At 38.7% G+C, this 25289-nt stretch carries 24 protein-coding genes; 14 read left to right on the forward strand and 10 right to left on the reverse strand.

Annotated features, from left to right (window positions below):
• The first annotated feature begins 1 nt into the window (after position 1).
• The gene (locus WFN33_RS07330) at positions 2-883 is read left to right on the forward strand and encodes a prepilin peptidase (protein WP_336952310.1); all 882 of its coding nucleotides are present in this window, start codon (positions 2-4) and stop codon (positions 881-883) included.
• A 26-nt stretch (positions 884-909) separates the two neighbouring features.
• The gene (gene coaE / locus WFN33_RS07335; RefSeq protein ID WP_336952312.1) at positions 910-1509 is read left to right on the forward strand and encodes a dephospho-CoA kinase; all 600 of its coding nucleotides are present in this window, start codon (positions 910-912) and stop codon (positions 1507-1509) included.
• 395 nt (positions 1510-1904) lie between these two features.
• Here coaE and WFN33_RS07340 read toward each other — a convergent pair whose 3' ends face one another.
• The 3 genes from WFN33_RS07340 to ppnP form a co-directional block, all read right to left on the reverse strand.
• Positions 1905-2825, reverse strand: a complete 921-nt coding sequence (locus tag WFN33_RS07340) for a DMT family transporter (RefSeq protein ID WP_336952313.1) — start codon at positions 2823-2825, stop codon at positions 1905-1907.
• Positions 2826-2863: 38 nt separating this feature from the next.
• Positions 2864-3619 (reverse strand): 23S rRNA (guanosine(2251)-2'-O)-methyltransferase RlmB, encoded by a 756-nt coding sequence (gene rlmB, locus WFN33_RS07345; RefSeq protein ID WP_336952314.1) that lies wholly within the window; start codon positions 3617-3619, stop codon positions 2864-2866.
• A 159-nt stretch (positions 3620-3778) separates the two neighbouring features.
• Positions 3779-4102, reverse strand: a complete 324-nt coding sequence (gene ppnP / locus WFN33_RS07350; RefSeq protein WP_004718357.1) for a pyrimidine/purine nucleoside phosphorylase — start codon at positions 4100-4102, stop codon at positions 3779-3781.
• 403 nt (positions 4103-4505) lie between these two features.
• Between ppnP and WFN33_RS07355 the strand changes: the two genes are divergently transcribed.
• From WFN33_RS07355 to WFN33_RS07375, 5 genes are all read left to right on the forward strand, one after another.
• Entirely contained in the window at positions 4506-4631 is a 126-nt protein-coding gene (locus tag WFN33_RS07355) for a hypothetical protein (RefSeq protein ID WP_336952315.1), read from the forward strand.
• Between the two features lie 429 nt (positions 4632-5060).
• Entirely contained in the window at positions 5061-6722 is a 1662-nt protein-coding gene (recN, locus tag WFN33_RS07360; RefSeq protein ID WP_336952316.1) for a DNA repair protein RecN, read from the forward strand.
• A 263-nt stretch (positions 6723-6985) separates the two neighbouring features.
• Positions 6986-7540, forward strand: coding sequence for a YqgE/AlgH family protein (locus WFN33_RS07365; protein WP_105714632.1), 555 nt, complete (start codon positions 6986-6988; stop codon positions 7538-7540).
• Complete coding sequence (gene ruvX / locus WFN33_RS07370; protein WP_336952317.1) at positions 7533-7976, forward strand: Holliday junction resolvase RuvX; 444 nt, start codon at positions 7533-7535, stop codon at positions 7974-7976. Before WFN33_RS07365 ends, ruvX begins: the two co-directional genes overlap by 8 nt.
• Before the next feature lie 13 nt (positions 7977-7989).
• The gene (locus WFN33_RS07375) at positions 7990-8703 is read left to right on the forward strand and encodes an SDR family NAD(P)-dependent oxidoreductase (protein ID WP_336952318.1); all 714 of its coding nucleotides are present in this window, start codon (positions 7990-7992) and stop codon (positions 8701-8703) included.
• A 52-nt stretch (positions 8704-8755) separates the two neighbouring features.
• Here the strand turns inward: WFN33_RS07375 and WFN33_RS07380 are convergent, their stop codons facing one another.
• From WFN33_RS07380 to WFN33_RS07390, 3 genes are read right to left on the reverse strand one after another with little or no spacing between them, the layout of a single operon-like run.
• A complete protein-coding gene (locus WFN33_RS07380; RefSeq protein ID WP_336952319.1) occupies positions 8756-9766 on the reverse strand; it encodes an HlyD family secretion protein in 1011 nt (336 codons plus the stop codon).
• Positions 9767-9816: 50 nt separating this feature from the next.
• Positions 9817-10023 (reverse strand): DUF1656 domain-containing protein, encoded by a 207-nt coding sequence (locus WFN33_RS07385; protein ID WP_336952320.1) that lies wholly within the window; start codon positions 10021-10023, stop codon positions 9817-9819.
• Between the two features lie 2 nt (positions 10024-10025).
• A complete protein-coding gene (locus WFN33_RS07390) occupies positions 10026-12110 on the reverse strand; it encodes an FUSC family protein (RefSeq protein ID WP_336952321.1) in 2085 nt (694 codons plus the stop codon).
• Between the two features lie 545 nt (positions 12111-12655).
• Between WFN33_RS07390 and WFN33_RS07395 the strand changes: the two genes are divergently transcribed.
• Together WFN33_RS07395 and WFN33_RS07400 are read left to right on the forward strand one after the other, a co-directional pair.
• Entirely contained in the window at positions 12656-13444 is a 789-nt protein-coding gene (locus WFN33_RS07395; protein WP_336952322.1) for an IclR family transcriptional regulator, read from the forward strand.
• Positions 13445-13756: 312 nt separating this feature from the next.
• A complete protein-coding gene (locus WFN33_RS07400) occupies positions 13757-14458 on the forward strand; it encodes an NAD(P)H-dependent oxidoreductase (protein WP_336952323.1) in 702 nt (233 codons plus the stop codon).
• Here WFN33_RS07400 and WFN33_RS07405 read toward each other — a convergent pair.
• Positions 14443-15066: an alpha-ketoglutarate-dependent dioxygenase AlkB family protein gene (locus WFN33_RS07405; protein WP_336952324.1), complete on the reverse strand. Its 624-nt coding sequence runs from the start codon at positions 15064-15066 to the stop codon at positions 14443-14445. The two genes, WFN33_RS07400 and WFN33_RS07405, sit on opposite strands and share 16 nt — an antisense overlap.
• A gap of 601 nt (positions 15067-15667) precedes the next feature.
• Here WFN33_RS07405 and WFN33_RS07410 point away from each other — a divergent pair.
• Complete coding sequence (locus WFN33_RS07410; protein ID WP_336952325.1) at positions 15668-17470, forward strand: ABC transporter ATP-binding protein; 1803 nt, start codon at positions 15668-15670, stop codon at positions 17468-17470.
• A gap of 535 nt (positions 17471-18005) precedes the next feature.
• On the opposite strand, the gene WFN33_RS07415 is transcribed toward WFN33_RS07410, so the two are convergent.
• Genes WFN33_RS07415 through WFN33_RS07425 form a run of 3 tightly spaced genes read right to left on the reverse strand, consistent with a single transcriptional unit; the run spans position 18006 to position 20415 of the window.
• Positions 18006-18257: a DUF6587 family protein gene (locus WFN33_RS07415; RefSeq protein WP_336952327.1), complete on the reverse strand. Its 252-nt coding sequence runs from the start codon at positions 18255-18257 to the stop codon at positions 18006-18008.
• A 29-nt stretch (positions 18258-18286) separates the two neighbouring features.
• Positions 18287-20149 carry a ferrous iron transport protein B gene (feoB, locus tag WFN33_RS07420; protein ID WP_336952328.1) on the reverse strand — a complete coding sequence of 621 codons (1863 nt, stop codon included), beginning with the start codon at positions 20147-20149 and terminating at the stop codon, positions 18287-18289.
• Entirely contained in the window at positions 20146-20415 is a 270-nt protein-coding gene (locus tag WFN33_RS07425; protein ID WP_336952329.1) for a FeoA family protein, read from the reverse strand. Before WFN33_RS07425 ends, feoB begins: the two co-directional genes overlap by 4 nt.
• A 168-nt stretch (positions 20416-20583) precedes the next feature.
• Here WFN33_RS07425 and xerD point away from each other — a divergent pair, with 168 nt between their 5' ends.
• From xerD to thrC, 4 genes are all read left to right on the forward strand, one after another.
• A complete protein-coding gene (gene xerD, locus WFN33_RS07430) occupies positions 20584-21501 on the forward strand; it encodes a site-specific tyrosine recombinase XerD (RefSeq protein ID WP_336952330.1) in 918 nt (305 codons plus the stop codon).
• Positions 21502-21623: 122 nt separating this feature from the next.
• Positions 21624-22436 carry a thioredoxin fold domain-containing protein gene (locus tag WFN33_RS07435; RefSeq protein WP_336952331.1) on the forward strand — a complete coding sequence of 271 codons (813 nt, stop codon included), beginning with the start codon at positions 21624-21626 and terminating at the stop codon, positions 22434-22436.
• A 125-nt stretch (positions 22437-22561) separates the two neighbouring features.
• A complete protein-coding gene (locus WFN33_RS07440) occupies positions 22562-23866 on the forward strand; it encodes a homoserine dehydrogenase (protein ID WP_336952332.1) in 1305 nt (434 codons plus the stop codon).
• A gap of 141 nt (positions 23867-24007) precedes the next feature.
• Entirely contained in the window at positions 24008-25147 is a 1140-nt protein-coding gene (thrC, locus tag WFN33_RS07445; protein ID WP_336952333.1) for a threonine synthase, read from the forward strand.
• Positions 25148-25289: the final 142 nt, after the last annotated feature.

The raw sequence follows: 25289 nt of genomic DNA on the forward strand, positions 1-25289 counted from the left end.
GATGAATATGTTCAATGATTTGTTAAATTTTCTGATTCAATCACCAACAGCACTCTATCTGACTATTGGTATCTTAGGGCTTTGTATTGGTAGTTTTTTAAATGTGGTGATTTACCGCACACCCAAGATAATGGAAAAAGAATGGCGACAGGATTGGCATGCTGAGTGCCAATTACTGGCGGGTTCACAACAGATTGTGATTGATGAAGAAAAACTCAGTCTCAGCCAACCAGCCTCTACCTGTCCCAAATGTAAAACCTCGATTCGCTGGTATCAAAATATACCTGTCATCAGTTGGTTAGCTTTAAGAGGGAAATGCGCTTCATGCCAAAATCCAATTGGCATCCGTTATCCATTTGTTGAACTTTTAACTGCGGTGTGTTCATTGACAGTCGTTGCTGTTTACGGCCCAACACTACAAATGGTTTTTGGTGTAATGCTGACTTGGGTGCTGATCACGCTAACATTTATTGATTTTGACACTCAATTACTTCCAGACCGCTTTACTTTAACCTTGGCCGCCATAGGTTTAGGTATTAACTCATTTCATCTTTATACAACAGCAAGTGCTGCAATTTGGGGATATATTATTGGTTTCCTCTGTCTCTGGATTGTCTACTATCTATTTAAAATAGTCACAGGTAAAGAAGGCATGGGTTATGGTGACTTTAAGCTACTTGCTGCACTTGGCGCTTGGATGGGGCCATTGATGTTACCGTTAATTATCCTACTTTCTTCTGTGGTGGGTGCGATCATTGGTATTATTTTACTTAAGATTCGTAAAGAAAATGTCCCTTTTGCTTTCGGTCCTTATATTGCCATCGCAGGATGGATTGCATTTCTATGGGGTGAGCAAATTATGAAAGTATATTTGGGTCAATAATTTCAACACAGTATTAGGAATGCGCAATGACGTTTATCTTGGGTTTAACAGGTGGAATTGGTAGTGGTAAATCCGCAGCAAGTCAGTGGTTTGAAACCCAAGGGATTACAGTGGTTGATGCAGATATTGTAGCAAGAGAAATTGTTGAAAAAGGACAACCCGCGCTTCAAAAAATTAAACAGATTTTTGGGGATTGGGTGTTATTAAGCAATGGTGAACTTGATCGTCGTGCATTGAGAGAACATATTTTTAAAGATCCACAGGCACGACAACAGCTTGAATCGATTACTCATCCAGCAATTCGCACTGAGATTATTCAACAATTACAAGCCGCAACCAGTCCTTATGTGATTTTGGTTTCTCCCCTGCTTTTTGAGACCAACCAACATGAACTCACTCAACGCACGCTATTGATTGATGCCAGTGAAGACATGCAAATCTTACGTGCTTCACAACGAGATGGACAATCCATCGAACAAATTCAGAAAATTATTGCAGCCCAAATGCCACGTCATGAAAAGCAAAAATTAGCAGATGATATTGTGCTAAATGATGGGCATATTGATCATCTATACGCAAAATTAGAGTCTTTACATCAACAGTATCTCAAACTCACAACAGCTTAGTAAATAATTGAAGCTTTCTGAATCAGTAGACTACTTGCATCAGTCAAAATGAGTATTCAATACTTTTAAATATTGATGAAACACAGATGGTGTATCTATCGTGAGGCGACATTTATGTCGCCATACTAGGCTGGACGTACCGGGCGTACAGAACGCTCCCCTTACCCAACATGAGTAAAAACAAAGCACGGCTTTGTTTTTAGTGCAAGGTTTGGCATCGCCTACACAAAGCGATTTAAGCTTTAAATGTTAAGCGTGGCAATGCCAATTTGATATTCACGCACTTAATTTCAATGTAAGGGTAAAAGTTTCATGGTTGATAAAGCTTAATCACATTTAAAAATCATCCCAAAGCTTATTTTCGTAAGCTCTAATGATGATTAATTAAAAATTGCTTATTGATTTGGTTTATTCTCATCCAACTGCTGCTGCAAACTGTCTTTATGGGTAAACCAACGCCACGGTTGTAAAGCACCAATCCCCATACCAATCAAACCACACATCATTGCGAGGCTTATAGGTTCATTTAATAAAGGTACGGCGATAATTGCGGCAATAAAAGGCGCAAGTGTGACAATACTGCCTGTTTTAAAAGCACCTAATCTTTTAATTGCTTCGACATACGCCAAAGTCGCGATGATCACCACAAAAATACCATGAAAAAGCGTTTGCATGACCAAATGTGGTGTGGACACTTGATCTAAGTGTTTAGGTAAAAACAACAAATAAATCGGGACATAAACGATCGCCGACCATATCGCAACACCTGCCATGGCGTGCCATGCGGAAAGTTGCCATTGACGCAGCAATACGGTAAAAGTCCCCCACCAAATTGCACTGATAAAAAACAATAAATCCCCAAGACCAAAAGCAACACCTGTTTCGGTATACATCAGAAAACTCATTGCAGAAATGGCAGCCAGCATGATGCTTAAACTGATCCATATATGTTTATCAAACGGCTGGCGATAAAGTAAAAAACCAGCTAAAGCCGTGCACAATGGAATGCAGCCATTTAAAAAAATGGCTGCATGTGCCGCGGGCACAAAGTGAAATGCGCTATATGAAGTTAAACAATAAGCAACACCACCAATCATCGCCAAAATGAAGGGTTGTTTGTTCAATAGAAAAGCTGTGTCTTTTTTATAGATTAAAATCGGCATCAGTATACAAAATGCCAATGAAAAGCGTAATGCCGTAATATCCCATGGGCTGATATGCCAGATTGCATTCAGTCTTGAAGTAATCGTAAAACCTCCCCAAATACACATTGTGATGGCTACATAAATGTAGCCTTGAGTACGGGAGGTCATCATGATGCTTCTCTAATTTTACCGATACAATTTAAACTAAATCATTCACTTTGTTGACGTTGACGGCATGCCTCATATAACGCCATACCAGTAGCCACACTGACATTTAAACTTTGTAAATTTCCAGTCATCGGGATAAATACGGTTTGATCACATTGTGATTGAGTAATTGGACGTAACCCTGTGTCCTCTGCGCCCATCACGATACATACTGCTGTTCCGGTAAAATCAAACTTCTGGATAGGGAGGGCTTTTTCATCAAGCATGGTCCCCACCACACGAACATTATAATTATCTTTGATTTGTCCAAGCGTACGCGCCAAATTGGTCACTTGAATAAACTTCACCTTTTCAGCACCACCTGCTGCAACTTTGCGTGCAGTTGGAGTTAATGTTGCCGCACGGTCACGCGGTACAATCACCGCCTCTACACCCATAGCTGCTGCTGTACGGATACATGCACCTAGATTATGTGGATCTGTAATATGATCCAAAGCCAATATCAAAGGTTGCTGGGTTGACTCTAAAAGCTGATCTAAATCTTTTTCATTCAATACAGGATGCGGGCGAACAGCTGCGACCACACCTTGGTGAAAAGGTTGACCTGCCAACTTTTCCAAGCTATCTCGGCTTGCTTTTTGCACACTGATACCAAAAGGCTCTGCAAGCTGAAGAATACGTTGTAAACGTTGATCATCACGACCTTTTAAAGTAAATAAGGTTAAAACACGTTCAGGTTCTAACTCCAATAATGACTCCACTGAATGAACGCCATAATAATATTCGGACTTCGCCATGAACAACCTCATTAACAACAGGATGATAGAAATGAAAAATCCTGCAAAGCCAACTTTACAGGATTTTATGTGATGCTCTAGTTTAACCGATTTAGCGCAAAAATTCTTTGCCTAATTTAAAAACAAAAGCATAGCTTTACTTTAAGCAAAGCTTTTTAATTAACCTTCTAAATGGCAAACGTAGTCTAAAACATCATCCGTTTCAATTTTAAAACGACTATTACCAGGAACATAAAATGACTGACCTGCACGGAACAACTCACTTTCTTCACTGTCTGCGATTTTAACACGACATTCACCAGAAATAATTTCCATGCGTTCAGGCACATGTGTTTCAAATGTTAAAGCTTCTTCTGTTGGAAGAATGACCCCTAAAGTCTTTTTGGTTCCGTCTTCAAACTGCACAGTGTGGCTAATACATAAACCGCCAAAATATACATTAGATTTTTTAACTACTGATACATGATCGTACTGAGCTGACATGCGTATTCTCCAGATAATGCGCATTTATAAAAATTATGTTCGATGTAGTTTAATGTTGCTCTGCAAACTAATCAATCTATGTTTTTACTGTTGAGCTGTTTCTATTTTTGTCTGCTTTATCAGACCGCTTAGATCAAAGCTTAAGCTTCCTTAACAATAAAGACCAAAACCACAATACTTGTCAGCAAAAATGCCACCCTATGTATGCTCAATTTATTTCCTACTTAGAGTGAAGAAAAGTCTTGTTTCAAGATTGGCCCATCTCTATAAATTAAAATTACGTCTTGCTTTGGAGGAAAACGAGGATGAGCATATGCTGATTTATGTATTAGTCAAAATGAGCATTCAATACTTTTAAATATTGATGAAACATAGATGGTCTTTCTATCGTGAGGCGAGATGGATGTCGCCATGTTGGGTGGAATTACAGGACGTGCCTTTCACCCAACATGCGCAAAAACAAAGCATGGCTTTGTTTGCAGCACAAGGTTTGGAACCTCCTACAAAGAGTGAGGCATCGCCTACGTAAAGCGATTTAAACTTTAAATGTAAAGCGGGGCATTGCAAACTTGATCGTCATACACTTCATTTCTATGTAATGGTAAAAGTTTCATGATTCATAAAGCTTAACCACGTTGAATAAAACATCCAAAAGATTATTATCAGAAGCTCTAGTGTATATGTCTAAAATTCAAGATGCATTCAAATATAAGCTCAATGCAGGATAGACTGTGACGTTGATAAAAAATGTAGATCTTTGCATCATTTTTTTATTTTATACAATAAGCTTTATCTATTTTGATGTTTTTACTGGCATATTCAGCAAAGGAAATTACATTTTCATATTAAAATTATTTAGAATGCTTAAAATTACTTCGTATTAGAATACGTTCTGACTTGTGACCACAACAAAACTTCACTATCTTAGAACTTCACCGTTCGCAGCTTGGATGCGTTTATGCTGACACACTTAAATCTGATCAATTTTGCTTTAGCCGATAACCTTGCTATTGATATCGAGCAAGGGTTCAACGTGCTTACAGGTGAAACAGGTGCGGGTAAATCATTATTATTAGATGCGTTGTCAGCCTGTTTAGGGGAACGTACTGATACCAATTATGTGCGTTATGGTGCCGAAAAAGCAGATATTACCGCTGTTTTTAGCTATCAAGCACAGAGTCCAGAAGCCAATTGGCTCAACACCCATGAATTAGATGATGAATCTGGTGAAATTCATTTAAGACGGGTGATCTTTGCAACAGGTCGCAGCAAGGCATGGATCAATGGTCGTCCCAGCAGCCTCGCTGAATTGAAAGAACTTGGACGTCTCTTGGTACAGCTATACAGTCAGCATAGCCAACAACAACTGCTTGAGCCACCCTACCCGAAGCATTGGTTAGATCGTTATAGTAATTTTTATCAACCTGCTCAAGATGTGCGGGATGCATATAGCACTTGGCAAAAAAATATTCGTACACATCAAGCGGCGATTGACGCACAAGCCAATCGCCTACAACGCATTGACACTTTAAAATTACAACTTGAAGAACTCGAAGATGTCATTCGTATTGATTATAAAGAAATCGAACAAGAGTTTGATCGCTTAAGTCACCATGAACACATTATGCAAGACTGCGGCTATAGCTTAAATGTTCTTGATGAATCTGAACAAAATATTACCCAAGAAATTTCTTCGATTATTCGACGTTTAGAATCCCATGCTGGACGTAGTGAACTTCTGTCTGAAATTTACAATTCATTGATCAATGCACAAAGTGAAATTGATGATGCGACGGCAAATTTACGTCAGTTTATAGACCGTCAAAGTTTTGACCCTGAACGTATGGATGAGTTAAATACGCAACTTGAAGTCTTTCATCGCTTGGCACGTAAATACCGTATTCAACCCAATGAACTCAAACAGCAATATGAAACATGGCAAAATGAATTAGAGCAACTACACCAACTTGAAGATCCTGAAACCCTCGCTGAGCAAGTTGAACAATCTCATCAAGTGTTTCTCGAGAAAGCACAACATCTAGATCAGATTCGTCGTGATGCCGCTGAACCTTTAGCCAAGCAACTGACTGAGCAAGTCAAACAACTGGCGCTACCAGAAGCACATTTTGAATTTAAATTTGAACCGCTGGAACAAGTTTCTGCTGAAGGTCTAAGCTTTATTCAGTTACTCTTTACTGCCAATAAAGGTATTCCACCTCAACCACTGGCACGTGTTGCTTCTGGTGGAGAGCTGTCACGTATTGCACTGGTCATGCAAGTGATGAATGCTGAAAAAACTGAAGCAGAAGTCTTAGTGTTTGATGAAATTGATGTCGGGATCAGTGGCGGTACCGCTGAAATAGTCGGACGCTTATTGGCAGGCTTAGGACAACATGTTCAAATTTTATGTATTACCCACCAAGCTCAGGTTGCGGCCCAGTCCGATCAACACCTATTGGTTAAAAAATTACAAACAGATCCTGCTAGTAGTACCATCGTTGCACTAGAGGAAGAGCAACTTATTTTAGAATTGGCACGAATGACAGGTGGCATTGAAATCGGTGAAACCACCTTGCAACATGCTAAACAATTAAGACAGTTGAAATTTCAACATTCTTAAGACATTTCATAAGAAAGAACACTCAGTTAAAAGCCCTATTCGCTGGCACAGTTGTCAGCGCTTTTATTAGGGTTTAGAGGCACATTTTTATTTGGATACCATTTTGTTCATATTTTATACATATTGATTAAAAACTTAGGCTGTTTTTGCAGGCTTTTGAAATATTCACAACCTATTGATATTAATTGTGCTATTTATATAGATATAGATTTTATTTGAACAATTAAAATTATTTAAGCGGATTGAAAAGGAGTTGCATATCGGTGCCAAAACAATATCTTTCTCATCGCTGCTTGATTGCACCACCTGATCTTGCTGATGATTTCTTTGCCAATACCGTAATCTATCTTGCTCGTCATGATGAAGATGGTGCGCAAGGTATTATTATCAATCGACCTTCAGGTATTCAAGTCAAAGAACTTTTGAATGACTTAGAAATTGAAGCAGATAATGTGCATCCGCATGAAGTCCTACAAGGTGGCCCATTACGCCCTGAAGCGGGTTTTGTGATTCATACAGGACAACCAACCTGGCATTCATCGATTGCCGTAGGTGAAAATCTGTGTATTACCACCAGCAAAGATATTTTAGATGCGATTGCACACAACGAAGGTGTCGGTCGTTATCAAATTGCATTGGGCTATGCCAGTTGGAGCAAGAATCAACTTGAAGACGAAATTACCCGTGGTGATTGGCTGATTTGTGATTCAGATATGGATTTGGTCTTTAATTTGCCTTATACCGACCGTTGGGATGCGGCTTATCGTAAAATAGGGATTGATCGTACTTGGTTATCTTCTGAGATTGGACATGCCTGATTTAAATTCCCCACAACTGATTATTGCATTTGATTTTGGTACACAAAAAACGGGGATGGCTGTAGGTTCTTCCATTATTGAAAGTGCAACACCACTTGCACTTTTTCCAATGAAAGATGGCATCCCCAATTGGGATGAACTGCTGAAGATCATCAAACAGCATCAACCGAACTTATTTCTAGTCGGCTTACCATTAAATATGGATGATTCTGAGTCAGAATTATCCACACGCGCACGTAAATTTGCACGACGTTTACGTCATCAAACCAATATTGAAACATTCATGGTCGATGAACGCTTAACCACACGTGAAGCACGAGATGAACTGGATCATTACCAAGCTCAAGGACGAGCAAAAAAATTAGCAGCGGATAGTATTGCAGCTGCTTTATTTATTGAAAGTTGGTATCGAAATCCTGAAGGAATTACCCCTTAAACTGAGCATTAAAATGTCTAAAACCTATGTCATCTACGGTGTAAGCAAAGGCTTGGGGCAAGCCATTCTACGCGCAGTACCTCAAACACAAGATCAGGTTTTTGGTATTTCACGTTCTCAACCTAAGTGTGACCTTGCTCATTTTAAATGGATTTCTGCTGATTTATCAAAACCTGAGCACGCTCGGGATTTAGTTAAAAATCAAATTCAAAATCAGCGTATAGATTTTCTGATTTACAATGTCGGGATCTGGGAGACAAAAGCCTTTCAAGCAGATTATGACTTTGAACAATGCACTGACCTTGAAATATCAAATTTGATTCATACCAATATTCAGTCCTGTATTTTGGCAATTCAATCCTTGATTGAGAATCTTAGACTGTCCCCAAATGCAAAAATTATCTTGATTGGTTCAACGTGGGGACTAGAAAATCATAGTGGCAAAGAAGTGGTTTTTTCAGCCAGCAAATTTGCCCTCAGAGGCATTGTCCACGCTCTCCGAGAAAGTTTACGCAAAGACCAGATTGGGGTGAGTATATTAAATTTAGGCTACTTAGCGACTGAGTTTGATCTGGATACATCTGTAGATGAAGTTTTACAACAGAGTGGTCATGAGTTAATTCCCTTACAAGATGTTATTCTTGCGATTAAATTTATATTATCGACCAGTCAAGCCAGCTGTGTTAAGGAAATTCATATGCCCGCTATGGCAGACCTAAACTTATAAAAAACCCATTTTTCAATGGGCTTCAAGATCAAAGTTTAACGATGGATGCTAGTTATTTTTTTACTTGTTCTAAAATATGTACCGTCACGGTACGCCCTGCGACAAAGGCTAATGAATCATGGGGCACTTCATCTAAAATAATCTTCACAGGTACCCGTTGGGCCAAACGTACCCAGCTGAATGTTGGATTTACATTGGCCAATAGACCCGATGAAGTGGTCCGTTCACGATCTTCAATCCCTGAAGCAATCCCTTGAACATGGCCTTTATATTTCAAAGAATCGCCCATAAGTTGCACTGTTGCAGGATCACCTAGATGTATTTTATTGAGTTTGGTTTCTTCAAAATATCCCACAACATAGAGCTGTTTACGATCAAGTAAAGCGGCAACAGCCTGCCCAACTTTGACATAATTCCCTGCACGCAAATCAAAATTTGATAATGTTCCATCTGCAGGTGCAATCACTTCTGAACGTTGCATATTCAATTGAGCCAAATGCACACTACTGGTTGCTGCCTCAATCAAGGCTTTTTGTTGTTTGATATTGGCTTCTGCTTGTTGTACTGCAGCTTGCAATTGCTGATGCTCTGCATGAGACTGATCTCGTGTAGCAAACATTTGATCTTGTTCTTGTCTAGAGATCGCACCATTCATCAGGTCTGCATATCGATGTGCATTTTTCTCCGCAAGGTTAATATTGGCTTTTGACTTCACAATATTGGCTTTTGCCTCAGCAAGCCCCGCTTCTGCCTCTGCCAGTCCTGATTGAGCCTTTGCAAGATCTGATTTTGCTTGTTCCACATCTAAAGCTTGACGTGCTAAATCTATTTTAAAAAGTACCTGCCCTTTTTTTACCGTTTGGTTATCTTGAACCATCACCTCTGTGACTAAGCCTGCAATATCAGAAGACACTTGAATGACATCACCACGTACACGTCCATCACGTGTCCAAGGTTCTGCGTTGTAGTAATTCCAAATATGAAGCGCACAAAATATCGCAATAATCACCACGATTGCCAATGATATAGGCCGTATTGCCTTACGTATATCAAACGTATTCATTTCAATTTTCCAATCATTAAACTTAAAAGTAAATCAGCTATACTCAATGGCTAAGTGGTCACCTGAATAAACACCCAATGAATCGACCATAATAAAATCAAATAGATACAGATATTAAAAATTCCAGGTAATGCAATCCATTCTTTTTCAACCAAACGATCTGTGCCAATACAGACCACTTTCCAAATCATGAATGCCAAAATTGCTTGAATTAAAAATATTGGGACATATACGCCATAAATGTTGAGCTCACCCATTTTTATGCTCCCAATAGAACAGTTGAAGGTTGGGCATCAACCAGATGAATATGACAGATGCTATTGCGAATATTATTTACAGAAATCTCTATGCGCTGTCGAATATCTTGGTCGCCTACCGCTTGAGCTTCCTCTAGGACATGAGCAAATTGCTGAATCAGTGCTTGTCGTAAGTTGTTATCAGGCTGAGCTAGTGCTTTTTCAATTAACCACTGATTGAGTAAGCGCTGTAATTCAAAAATTGCACTGGTTGTTGCAGATTCAGGAGACAATTTTTTAACCAACTCCTGCAAACGGGTTAAATCAATAGCAGCACTTGATTCAATCAAAGCATTATTAATTTCAATTTTGAGTTGTTCTGACTGAATCAATTTGGTATTTAACACGCCAATACGATCAAGCATACTGCGTAAATGAATTCTAAAGCCTGTTCCATAAGACATCGCAATACTTTCACGCAAAGCTTTATAGTGTAAAGCCAACATCCGCTTTACTGTCATTTCTGGTGACATTGAACGTACCATTTGCATGATACAAACCGTGATAATCGGACCAATCACGGTCGCAATTGAAGCATCAAAAAATGTGATCTGGTCCATTAAATAGCGATTTTGTAGATTTAATCCCATGATGGTACTCATAATCAGAGGCAAACCCAGTACATGTAAAGGCGGATGCAAATACAACATCACGCAAAACATAATAAACGGTGCTAATACAACGGCCAATTCCCAAAATGCTGTGATATGGGGGAAAATCCCATAAGCATAAATAAAAACCAAAATAGCGGCATAAATACTGGAGCGGATAAATATTTTTAATGCAGGTACTGGGTCATCTAAAAAGGTCAAAATACATGCTGTAATTGCGGCCATTTCTGCCACCATAAACCCCATTTTCCAACCACTTAAAATCCAAAATGCACAAGCAATATTGGTTGTTAAAAATGCCGATACTCCGCCACGCACGGCTATTCCATAGTCACGATGCAAACTTGGATAGGTCGTGGTTAACGGTACTATTGACTCAGGTAAGCTATGATTGCCTTGTTGCATACATTGCCAAATAAACTCCACTGCACGAACATTTTGAATAAAATGGCGAATATCCATTTTTAAACTGCCCAACATTACCTGTTGTTCAGCTGTTGCATGCTCAGTGATCGTTTGAAATTCTTGGTCAAAATATTCAGGCAGATGCTTAAGCTCATTCTCAAGAATGGCATGTTTATTTGCTAAAAAGTCATCAACTTTTTGGTGAAACTCAAGCAGATACGGACGATAATTTACATCAATTTGATCCAGTTGCTTTATTCGTTCTGACATTGCGACCAAGTTAGCCACTAACATGGTCACTTGATGTAGCAACTCTTGTAGTGGTTTGGTCATGCCTTTAAATTTTGAAGTTTCATAACTTAAATGCACAGCCATACTATGAATATCTGTCGTATCACGAGTGATATTGGTCAATAGTTGAGTGTAATTATCCGAATGTGCAGGATCAGACAAGATTGAGTCAAAAGCCTGTTTGGTATCTTGCATAGTTTTAGTGACACGTAGCTCCACCACAGGCCCGATATGCATAGGAAATATGGTGGCAGATACCACTGCACTACACACAACACCCAATGAAATTTCTAAGAACCGCCCAACTGCCATGTCAAAAATGGACACTGTCTCAATATAAAAAATTGAGTTAAAACAGATAATCACTGCGGTATAACCCGCTAACATCACCACATAACTGCGTGGTGATCGATCAATTAAAGATAAATAAAGACAGCCCCCCACCCAAGTTGCCAGTACAAAAGTAAATAACCAAGGTGTATTGACCAAGTGGGGCATCACTGCGATGGCAAAAATTGCTCCGATCAAGGTTCCTAAAATTCGATAGATACTTTTAGACGCCATCATCCCTGAGTAAGGATTGGCTATCACAAAGACAGTACCAATCGCCCAAATCGGATAGCTCAAATTAAGTTCAAATGCAATATAGAGTGCCAGCATTCCTGCAATGAAAGTTTTGCTCGCAAAAATCCAATCGAGTTTATTGGGTCTAAAAGCCAATAAGGGTTTGATCAGTAACATGCAAGCAACTCACTATAAATTCAATTTCATTGATTTTCTCTTTCATATCTAGCTCTGTAAGATCTAGAAAGCTAATATTCACCACTTTTATGAGGGTTTGTTGTGTACATCACATTTCTTTTCTTAGCGACCAAAAAACCGCACTGCTTAGTCAAATAAACAGTGTGGTTTAAAAAAGGATGTGAATAGAAGAACAAATTTAGGCATTTGTTCAAATACAACGATTGAGTAGAGAAGGACTCAATTTATGATAAAAATTTACACTTTTAAAAAAGTATAGATTCATCATTGGATATTCATATCAGCAATAATCTCAAAAAAAATGCAATTAATCAATAAAAATATCTCATATTGATAATTTATTAGAATAAAATTTGTTTTAATGTTTAAATATAATGCTTTTTCTCAAAATAGCTACTAAAATTAAAAATGTAGAATCATTTGCATTTACAATGCAAATTCCGCTGTTTTTTCTTGAACAATTTGTTATAAAGTAACATTCATTATTTATTTTTTTTGATTCTCACTAATTGAGTAGGTCATCAATGGCACTTTCCAGTTTTGGCAAAATTCTCACCGTATTGGATTTATTTTCGGTGTCTCGCCCAGTAATTAATGTCGATGTGATTTGTGAAGAGCTTGGTTTATCAAAACCAACTAGTTACCGCTATCTGAAAGAGTTAGTTTCGGCTGATATTTTGCAACGCTTAAATGGGACTTCAGGTGATTACACCCTTGGACCTAAAATTGCTGTGATGGACTATATTTCTAGAACCACAGATCCACTGGTTCAAATCAGCAAACCGTTTATGCAAGAAATTTCAGAGCGCACAGAACTTTGCTGTTTACTAACACATTTGAATGATGACTATTGTATTGATGTTCATCATGAAGTGTATCGTGATGAAACTTTACTATCTTATGGTCGTGGTTGCCCTCGTCCCGTATTCATGGGCTCTTCACCTAAAGTGATCATGGCGCATTTATCTAAGCAGAAAATTCATGAGTATTACCTTCGCTTTGCAACTCAATTAACTGAAGTTGGTTTTGCTGAAAATGAAGAAACCTTTGTCAATAAAATGAAAAAAATAAAAAAACAAGGATATTATTTTTCACAAGGCGAACTTGATCCAAATGTTTCTGGCTTATCTATCCCAGTGAAGTTTTCAAGTAAAGAAGCTCCTTTAGCGCTGACCGTGCTTGCTTCAAAAAATCGTTTTGAATACGTCAACACTCCAAAATTGATTGAAACACTGCAAGAGTCTGCTGCGCAGATTGAAAAACGCTATCAGGCACTCTCTGCAAATGACCAATTATCTGAATTTCACTCATAAATGAAATAGGGTTGATAATTTAACATTTTGTAATGTTTTTATATCTTGATAATGTTTTTATATTCTCATAATATGATTATGTTCTTCAGTAACCCATGATTTTTGGATATTGTTTTTACGGAAACAATTCCTCCTCAGAATAAAAAAGCCTATGTGTTCATACATAGGCTTTTTTATTTGCACATCTTTTATCCATCAAGTTTACTTTTGAGCCACTAAAAAAATAATTAGAGTAATTGGCGAATCATTTTCATTCGGGAATAATCTAAAGCATCCAATAACAATGATGCATAATTTTAATTAAGGAATGCTATGAATATCCTCATCGTGCATGCACATCCCGAACCACTTTCGTTTACTACGGCCATGAAAGATCATGCTGTAGAGGTCTTGGAAAAATTAGGACACCAGGTTGATGTTTCAGACTTATATGCCATGAACTTTAATCCAATCGCATCAGGTGATGATTTTTTAGAATTGAGTAATCCAGAATATATGAATTATGCTTTGGAACAACGTCATGCTTGTAAAAATAAGCAGATCTCTGAAGATATTCAAATTGAAATTGAAAAAGTACAAAGAGCAGATTTAGTCATTTTGAGTTTTCCCATGTACTGGACATCTGTACCTGCAATTTTAAAAGGCTGGATTGATCGTGTATTCGTTTCAGGTATTTTCTATGGTGGCAAACGTTTTTATAACCACGGCGGCATGGTCGGAAAAAAAGCCTTGTTAAGCTTTACCTTAGGTGGTCGTGAACATATGTTTGGTGATCATGCGATTCATGGTTCAATTGAAGACTTATTACTGCCGATTCAACGTGGAACTTTAGCTTATGCAGGCTTTGACGTACTGCCTCCATTTACGGCTTACCATGTCCCATATATTTCTAACGAAGCACGCCAACAAATCCTGCTAGATTATCAGCAATATTTAGAGAATTTAGAAAATTTACCTGCTTTAGTGTTCCCTAAACTTGAACAATTTGATGACAAACTTTACCCACTTGGATAAAAATAACGAAAGGTCAAATTTACACGAGGCGCTAAAATTCGCGTGGATTTAGCGAGGGTATGTTTCCAATAACGTTGGGTCTGCCCTTGCATCACAATCAACTGACCACTATGTAAAAGTAAATCTACTTTTTTAGCTTTCCACTTGTGCTTAAAACTGAATTTTCGAGTAGCACCTAAACTCAATGAAGCAATCACCACATTGTGGTTGGGCGCTTCCAGTGATGGCTCATCATCACTATGCCAACCCACGCCTTGTGAGCCATTTTCATATAAATTTGCCAGACAGGAATTATAAGTGTGCCCTGTGAGTTGCTCGATATGCTGTTTGAGTCGATATAAAGCAGGATTCCAGATATGGGCTTGTTTTGCCATACCTGAATAATGATATTGGTAATCCTCATCGCCATACCACACCACTTTGCGCTCAGTTTTATAATATTGACCATGCAAATAAACTTCATCATGTTGCCAAGCCAAATGCTGTAGAAAATAATTTAAATATTTTTGACTTTGTTCATGATCCAAAACTAAGCCAAAGTCTTTTACTACCCCATCATAAGGCAGTAAATTATCTTGTGCTTCAGGTTCAAATAAATCTAAATTCATTGTGTAAAATGAGCTACTGGTTCATCCAACAATGAATCAATATTGAACATGAAACAAGTCATTTTTAATCAAAATTGAACAACTTTAATATGAAGAATAGCAGTTCATATCATGGATAAATATTCAAATGAACAGGGGGATATAGAAGGCGTCTAAGCCTATTTAGCCAAATATGGCGAAGTCCCACCTCCATGGAATTTTCACTAAAATACCATCTTATTCAATAGGATGGAGAATGGGAAAAGGAGAATCACATATGATGTATTTAGATGAATTGATGAGTCAGCAAAAATGAGCTTTGCTGAAAAAGTCAACTATTTGTATGGTTATCCAGTAGCACCAGGTTGGTATCAATGGCTTTCACTTTTTATGGGATGATCATCCATATGATATGGAAGATGAAGACTATCTCAAGTATTTTGAAAAGCTTAATCAACTCGGATTTAAATTAGCAGATCAATTTCAAGAGGATTTTAATCGTGAAGATTTGGACTAGTGTAAGACAGCATTAAAATCTTTCACAATTCAAAACATAGCAATCACTTGTAGCAAAGTTTATTCAGCTTTAGACTAAAACCAAGCTAATAAAAAGCAAAAACCTATGAATTTATGGCAATTATTTCAAAAATTACGCCCCTTTGTACGTCCCTACCGCTGGCTTGTCATCGTCACCTTAGTGTTAACGTTGATTGGTTCACTCACCGCTCAGGTCAATGCGCTCACACTTAAATATGCTGTAGACAGCATTAACCAACTGATCCAAGCAGGACAAGGCCTAGCGGATGGATGGCACATTATCATTACCATTACCGTGGTTTTATTGGCCAAAGAAGTCATCAATGCAATTGTTCAATTTGGGCAAAAATCATTCGGTGAAAAACTCAGAATTTTAATTTCACAGGACCTATCTCAAGGCATTATCGAAAAATTTATTACCTATCGATTGGCCTTTTTTGATCAGAAAAATAACCAAGCAGGAAAATTACAAACTCGTATCGACCGTGGAGTTAGCTCACTCACTCGACTGGTGCAAATATTTTTTATTGATATTTTACCGTTATTTACCAGTGCAATTATTGCTTTAGCCCTAATGTATTATGCCAATTTTTGGGTAGGTGTGGTTGCGACAATCATTGTACCAATTTACTTTTGGCTGACCTTTAAACAATCACAAAAACTTTCTGGCAAACGTCGAGCCTTGCGCGATAACATGGAAAAGAAGAATCAAGGTATTTTGAGTATCATTAACTCAATTACAGTGATTAAATCTTTTAATAAAGAGGCTGTTGAATCCACTAAGCAACTGAATTTACAAAAGTCACTGACTGAAAATCAGATGCAAACTCGACAAACCAGCTATATTTTTGATGGTCTAAAAACCTTTATCGAACAAGTTGGTGTAGTCCTGATCATTATTTTAACTGCTTATTTTGTTTTAGATGGACAAATGAGTATAGGGATGATCATGTACCATGTATTGCTGTTCAATAACGTGTCTGCACCGATCCGTTCTTTGCATCGTATTTATGATGAAATTAACTCGGCAATGATCTACTCAGAAAGCTTCTTTGGCATCTTAGAAGCAGATCATGAAATCGAAGCCAGTGGTTTAATGAAACCTCAAATTCATGGCAAATTTGAATTGGAAAATGTTGATTTTATCTATCCCAATGGTCATCAAGCCTTACATCGGATTAACATGACTATTCAACCCAATAAAATCACGGCCTTAGTCGGCTTATCAGGTGCAGGGAAATCAACCTTAATCAGTCTACTGGATAAATTTTATGCCCCGAATTCAGGCTGTATCAGACTCGATGGAATTGATCTAGGGCAACTCGATACACACTATCTAAGAGAACATATTGGCTTGGTATTGCAAAAGAATCATATTTTCCAAGGCTCAATTTTAGAAAATATTCGTTATGGTAAGCCCCATGCAAGCAATGAAGAAGTCATCGCAGCTGCAAAAAAAGCCTCGATTCATGAGCAGATTTTGAAACTCCCACATGCCTATGAAGCAGATGCCTTGCTGTTGTCTGGCGGACAACAACAGCGTATCGCACTTGCTCGAATGTTCCTCAAAAACCCGCCAATTATCTTTTTAGATGAGCCCACAGCGAGTTTAGATGCCATCGCTTCAGAGCAAATCAAACAAAGTTTAGATGAGATTAAGCAAGGCCGAACTGTGATTATGATCTCGCATAGCCTTTCACAAATTATTGATGCCGATTACACCTATGTGATGAAAGAAGGACAAATCGTTGAGCATGGTGAACATCATGATCTTTATCATCAAGATGGTGCTTATAAGGAAATTTTTGATGCGATGGCTAAAAGCTTAAATATCGAAAAAATTGCACGAACTTTTGAAGATGATAGTGAGGAAGAAACCCATAGCTAGGGATTGTTGGCATTATTTTATACCAGCTCACACATTAACGTTAACCTAATTTCGATGTAAATTTTTTGATCAAATATGATACTCGGAAACGTCATTCGCAACTGTCTGAGGCAGGACTTCATCCTTAAAGTGTTGTTTCTGCGATTCATTGAATGCATTGCGGGTTGTCTTCGAGTTTTGCGGTGAGCAGCGATGTAGCTACGCAAGATAGTTGCCCTTATGGAGCTTAGCTCTTCATGTTAAAACCAAAGTGGGGCGAGCCTAAGGCTGATCCTGAAATTGAATGAGCACTTAACAAGACTCCGCCAAGAGCATTGCTTTTCAATAAGTTAAAAACAGAGTTAGGTCGAACCCATGTTAAGGTTATACTCTTTCAATCACTTGCACTTTTGGTATCGCTAATCATTCAACATAAGTCTATCAGATAGCGATATACATTATCTTTTATGGACTGTTATTCTCTCATACAAATAAAAAGCCATTCTATGTTCTAGAATGGCTTTTTTCTTTTTAAAGTAATGTGTTTAGAGGCAAATCATTTCCATTTTACTGCTTGGACTTCAACCTTTTTAGGATTATCCGTTTCAGTACTACTACAACCACAACCGCCACCACATCCACTCACCATCGCAGGCTGAATCCATTTGGCTAAACGAGTCCAACCTTGCGACTGACAAAATTGAGCCAGCTTAGAAAACACCGAATACGCTGACTTTGGGAAGACTTTCTTAAATACAAAAATTGCACTCCAAATCACCAATACCGCAATAATCAATAATTCAATCATCTCTAGCTCCTTTGCTTCAAGATTTTGGCTTATAGACCAAAATAACGTGATGCAATTTGATAAGTGAGAAAAGCCATTAAATAAGCCAAACCAAATAAATAAACCGTCATACCCGCAACAGTTTTCCAAGAACCTGTTTCACGTTTCACTGTTGCCAATGTTGCTAAACAATGTGGTGCATAAATAAACCACACCAACAAGGATAAACCTGTTGCAACTGACCAACTTAAATCACCCTGACTGATCAGATGCGATAAACCCTGCGCCACTGCATCATCATCAGTTGCAGATAAAGCATAGACAGTCCCCAATGCCGCAACCACAACCTCACGTGCTGCCATCGCTGGGATTAAAGCAATACAAATTTGCCAATTAAACCCAAGTGGTTCAAAGATTGGGTGCATCACATGCCCCAACATCCCGGCAAACGAATAGTCAATTGCGGGTAATGTTGCACCTTCTGGCGGTTGAGGGAATGTACATAAAAACCATAACAAAATAGATAAAGCGAAGATAATTCCACCAACACGCTTTAAGAAAATTTTGGCACGGTCCAGTAAACCAATCCACACACTTTTTATATCTGGGATGCGGTAACTTGGTAATTCCATCAGTAAAGCATGTTGTGATTTATCTTTCTGGAAAAATTTCAGCACAGTCGCAACAATGAGCGCACTCACAATTCCCGCCATATATAAACCAAAGAGCACTAAACCTTGTAGATTGAGAAATCCCCAAACCATTTTTGATGGAATAAATGCTGCAATCAGTAAGGCATAGACAGGTAAACGCGCTGAACACGTCATCAATGGCGCAACAAGTATGGTCACCAAACGATCCCGTGGATCACTAATACTTCGAGTCGCCATAATTCCAGGCACAGCACAGGCAAAGCTGGATAATAAAGGAATAAAAGCACGACCACTTAAACCAGCTTTAAACATTAATTTATCAAGTAAAAAAGCTGCACGCGGTAGATAGCCAGATTCTTCTAAAACCAAAATAAAGAAGAAAAGAATTAAAATTTGTGGCAAGAATACCAGCACACTTCCTGCGCCTGCAATGATCCCGTCAACCACTAAACTATTGAGCAAAGGTTGGGAGATAAATTGCCCAATCCATCCACCAAACCAGCCAAAAAACTCTTCAATACCGTCCATAAAGGGCGCAGCCCAAGCGAATACTGCTTGGAAAACAATAAACATCATCAGCGCAAGACTGAGAAGTCCTAAAACAGGGTGTAAAAAAATCTTATCGAGAAAATCAGTCCGTTTATCTTCATGATCTAAAAAAATCACCACATCTTTTAAAATTTGGTCAATTTTTTCATGATTAGAACCCGAAAGTTTAACATCACTCAATTCTGTGCTTGGGGTATGGAATTTTTCATTTTCCAAAGCACTCATCAAATTTTCAATACCAGTATTTCGTACAGCAACCGTTTCCACTACGGGAACACCTAAACGCTGTGATAATTTTTGTGTATTGATCTGCATACCACGACGACGTGCTTCATCCATCATGTTTAATACAAGCAGAATCGGTTTGCCTTGTTCAATGATTTCAAGGACAAGCCCCAAATGTAGTTTTAAGTTGGTAGCATCTACGACACATAAAATCGCCTGCTGATCTTTCTCTTCAGCAATTTTACCCAAAACTACATCACGGGTAATTGCTTCGTCAGGACTGGCTGCATTGAGGCTATACGTCCCTGGCAAATCTAGAACACGAACTGCACGACCAGAAGGTAAGTTAAATGTACCCACTTTACGTTCAACAGTTACCCCAGCATAGTTAGCAACTTTTTGACGTGTGCCTGTTAAATGATTGAAAAGTGATGTTTTACCGCAGTTAGGATTTCCCACTAAAGCAATACGTAAAGTTTCGCTCATGCGGGAGCTCCTTCTAATGCCTGATGTATCTCAATTTTCTCGGCTTCAATCTTGCGTAAAGCAAATCGAGTAAAACCGACTTGAATTAGAATCGGATCACCACCAAAAATACCTTTTGTGATCACTTGTACACGTGTGCCAGGCACAAAACCTAGTGTTTCTAAACGACTCGCCACTAAATCTGGCTGATTGACATTATCTTCTGAGGTACGATTGACCTTTGCGATAATGGCAGTTTGCTTTACTTTCAAGTCTGACAAACGCACTGCAATTAACCCTAAAATTTACACGATAGACAGATTATTATACATACAAATGAGAATAATTACCAAGTAAGGTTCGATTACAATTCTCATTCAAACAAAGTATTCGACTTATGTTTTCTTTTAATCTACATTCCATCAACAAATAAGTTTTAAACTTCGCTTAAGGCCATGCTAAATAAGAAACCGCGTATTCCTACTGCTGTTACTATTCCTGAAAATTTAGGCTTTTTACAGGGATTCCGTGATTATTTAATTGCGCAAACGGTCAGTCCCCATACAAGAAATGCCTATTTATCCGACTTAATTCAATGTAGTGAATGTGTAAATTCTTACTTACCTGATTGGTCGCATGAAGACATTTCTGATGTTCTTATTGAACTCACCAAACAAGGTAAAAGTCCTCGGTCAATTGCACGTTCGCTTTCGGCATTACGTTCATTTTTTAAGTTTTTACGGGAACAAAAAATTCGCTTAGATAATCCTGTGGCGATACATAAAACCCCAAAAATCGGTCGAGCCTTACCTAAAGATTTATCTGAACAAGACGTTGAAGCCCTGATTCAAGCACCCGATGTTACTACGGCGCTTGGTTTACGTGATCGCGCTATGTTTGAAGTGCTTTATGCTTGTGGTTTACGTGTTTCAGAGCTACTTAATTTAAGATTAGATCTGATTAATTTAAAACAAGGCTATTTAAGAATTACAGGTAAAGGGAACAAAGAGCGCCTAGTTCCTTTAGGCGGGATAGCTTGTGAATGGGTGGAAAAGTATTTAACTGAATCTCGTCCACAACTATATAAATCATCTACCGATTATCTATTTCTAACTCAACATGGCGGTATTATGAGTCGTCAAAACTTTTGGTATGCCATCAAGCGTTATGCCTTACAAGCCGGGATCCAAGCAGAACTATCACCGCATACTTTACGTCATGCTTTTGCAACGCATCTTTTAAATCATGGCGCTGACTTACGGGTTGTACAAATGCTTTTGGGTCATAGTGATTTATCAACTACCCAAATTTATACCCATGTTGCACAAATCCGTATGCAACAATTACATGAAAAATATCATCCTCGTGCTTGAAGACTTAGAATGAAACGTATATCGGCAATTTACATCCCTTAATCAAGTTTTAAAGTACAGTATTCAAAATTTTGTTATGCTAATTCCCTCAAATCATGCTGAAGAAACATAAAGAGTTATTTATGCAATTGAATCGTTCAAAATTGATGTTGGCTTGTCTTATTGCAAGCACGATGGCAGTGAGTGCTTGTTCAAAAAACTCAGACTCAAAAAAAGATGACACTTTAACTGCGACAGCACCTGCAACAGGTGAAGCATCGAATTTAACTGAGCGTGATGCAAAACAACGTTTAATCCAAACATTACAAGCCAATTTCAAAAAAGCAGGCGTAAAAGCCAAAATTTTAGATGCTAAATCAACAGAGATGCCAAATCTTTATTGGATCAGCATGGAAGGAATGAGCTCCGTCTATGCAACATCTGATGGTAAATTTCTGATCCAAGGCGATGTGATCCGTTTAGGTGGTGATAAACTCACTAGCATTGGTGACAAAATACAAGCTGCAGAAAACAAGAAATATCTGGCTGACTTAAATATTAAAGATCTCTTGGTCTACCCTGCTCAAGGCAAAGTTAAACATGTGATTTATGTATTTACCGATGCAAGTTGTCCTTATTGTCATAAACTTCATGAACATATCAGTGAAATCACCGCTAAAGGTATTGAAATACGTTATATCGCATGGCCACGTGGTGAACAATTTATACCGACTATGGAAAGTATTTGGTGTAGTGCAGACCGTAGTGCTGCATTTAATCAAGCCATTGCAGGTACTGCGCTTCCACCAGCTAGCTGTAAAAATCCAGTTCGTGATCTCTATGCTTTAGGTCTAAAAATGGGTGTGAATGGTACACCTGCAATCTACAATGCAGAGGGCGAATATTTAGGTGGTTACATGACTGCTGATGAAATTGAAAGCCGTTTAAATAAATAATTTTTATCAGTAAATTTACTATTATTTATAGCTCAATATAAAGATGCGCCAGACTCTAGAGTCTGGCGCATTTTTTAGCTATGATCTAAGCTTAATATAATTTATATACATAATTGGAGTGTGACGTGAAACCAGTTCGTCTGGCAATACTCGGTCTTGGAACCGTAGGCGGTGGTGCCCTTAAACTACTACAAGAAAACGCTGCTGAAATTAGACGTCGCACCGGTCGAGAAATTGAAATTACCCACGTAGGCACTCGTCGTCCACGGCCAGATCTAAATTTACCAGCTAGCATTAAACAAAGTGCCGATCTCTTAGACATTGTCCGCCAGCCTGATGTTGATGTTGTTGTTGAAGTCATGGGCGGTATTCATCCTGCTTATGAAGTCATGATGGAAGCCATTAAACATGGCAAACAAGTCGTAACAGCAAACAAAGCATTACTTGCAGAACATGGAAATGAGCTATTTAAAGCAGCCGATGACCACCATGTCCAAGTCGCATTTGAAGCAGCAGTTGCCGGTGGCATTCCAATTATCAAGGTCATTCGTGAAGGTCTAGCAGCCAATAAAATTGAATGGCTTGCGGGTATTATCAATGGTACAGGCAATTTCATTCTGACTGAAATGAGTGAAAAAGGCCGTGCCTTTGCGGATGTACTGACAGAAGCACAAGAGCTTGGTTATGCCGAAGCAGACCCAACTTTTGATGTTGAAGGTATTGATGCTGCACACAAGCTGACCATTCTTGCATCATGTGCATTTGGTATTCCTTTACAGTTTGACAAAGTTTATACCGAAGGTATTACCAAGATTACTGCACAAGATGTGAAATACGCTGAAGAGCTTGGCTATAAGATCAAACATTTAGGTATTGCGCGTCGTTCTAGCAAAGGTATCGAACTTCGTGTACACCCAACCCTGATTCCAGAAGAAGAGCTTCTTGCCAATGTAAATGGTGTGAAGAATGCAGTTTTGGTTCAGGCCAATGCGGTTGGTCCTACATTGTATTATGGTGCGGGTGCAGGTGCAGGCCCTACTGCTTCTGCAGTCGTGGCAGATGTGGTCGATATTGTCCGTGATATCATTTACACAGAAGATGGTTCAGGCACAATTCCTCAGCTTGCCTTTGAAGCACTTTCCGACTTACATATCTTGTCGAGTGATGAGATGACTACAGGCTATTATTTGCGTTTAAATGCTGAAGACCAAACTGGCGTACTGGCAGATGTAACAACAATTTTAAGTCGCACGGGTATCAGTATTGATGCCATCATGCAGCAGCCCCGTTTAAAAGATCTGATTCCTATCGTGATTTTGACTGATCCGATCGTAGAATCGAAGATGAATGAAGCGATTGCACAAATTCAGGCCTTACCTGCTATACATGGCGAAATCGTACGAATTCGTTTAGAATTGCTCGATAACTAATCGGGTTTTTAAACTCCTCTAAATTTGCAGCAACTGCATGCAAAGCGTCATTCAATGAATGGCTCAGCCTCTCAGAATAGAGGCTTAGAGGTTAAAAGAATATCTTATTTGCTCTACACTACACACAATTGGAACACCATCATGTCTAATGCCAATCGCTATACAGGACTTGTTGATCGCTATCGTGACCGCTTACCAGTATCGAAAACTACACGTGCTATTTCTTTAAATGAAGGCAATACACCTCTCATTAAATTAGACAATATTCCTGGTATTATTGGTAAGAATGTTGAAATTTATGTGAAGTATGAAGGTTTAAACCCGACAGGTTCGTTTAAAGACCGTGGTATGACCATGGCAGTGACCAAAGCGGTAGAAGAAGGCTCTAAGGCGATTATCTGTGCATCTACAGGTAATACCTCTGCTGCTGCTGCTGCATATGCTGCTCGTGCTGGCATCAAAGCATTTGTGTTAATTCCAGAAGGCAAAATTGCCATGGGTAAAATGGCACAAGCGATGATGTACGGTGCAATCACCATGCAAATTCGCGGTAACTTCGATGACGGTATGCGTTTGGTCAAAGAAGTTGCTGACCAAGCGCCTGTAACGATTGTTAACTCAATCAACCCATACCGTTTACAAGGTCAAAAGACCATTGCTTATGAAATCGTAGAAGCTTTGGGTCGTGCACCTGACTACCACTGCTTACCTGTAGGTAATGCAGGCAATATTACTGCGCATTGGATGGGTTATACCGAAGCAGTTGCTAACCAACCAGTTGAAGCATTTGAACAAGTGGTTTATGACCCTGAAACGGATAAGTTTACAGGTCCAAATCCTGAAGGTCGTCCGATCATGGTTGGTTATCAAGCTTCTGGTGCTGCACCATTTTTACGTGGTGGCCCAGTTGAAAACCCTGAAACCGTTGCAACAGCAATCCGTATTGGTAATCCTCAAAGCTTTAATCATGCTAAGGCGGTCGTTCGTGATTCAAATGGCTGGTTTGATGAATTAACAGATGCTGAAATTTTAGAAGCGCAACGTTTGCTTTCTATGTATGAAGGTGTATTTGTTGAACCTGCTTCTGCGGCATCTATTGGTGGTGCAATCCGTGACATCAAAGCCGGTAAAATTGCGGAAGGCTCTGTGATTGTATGTACAGTGACAGGTAATGGTCTAAAAGATCCTGATACTGCAATCAAACAATGTAAAGATGCCATTATGTTGTCTATTGATGCGACAATGAATCAAGTGAAAGACTCTATTCTTTCAAATATGTAAAACAGACTTCAAAATAAAAACCAGTTGTTCGCAGCTGGTTTTTATTTGCGCAATTTAAAAATTATTATTCTTCTTCATATGAGTCATAGTTCAGATCTGATCCGCTCGCACTATAATCAAGCTGTCAAAAAACTCAGACGCA

This window comes from Acinetobacter sp. AS167 (genome assembly GCF_037152175.1).
Lineage (GTDB): Bacteria > Pseudomonadota > Gammaproteobacteria > Pseudomonadales > Moraxellaceae > Acinetobacter.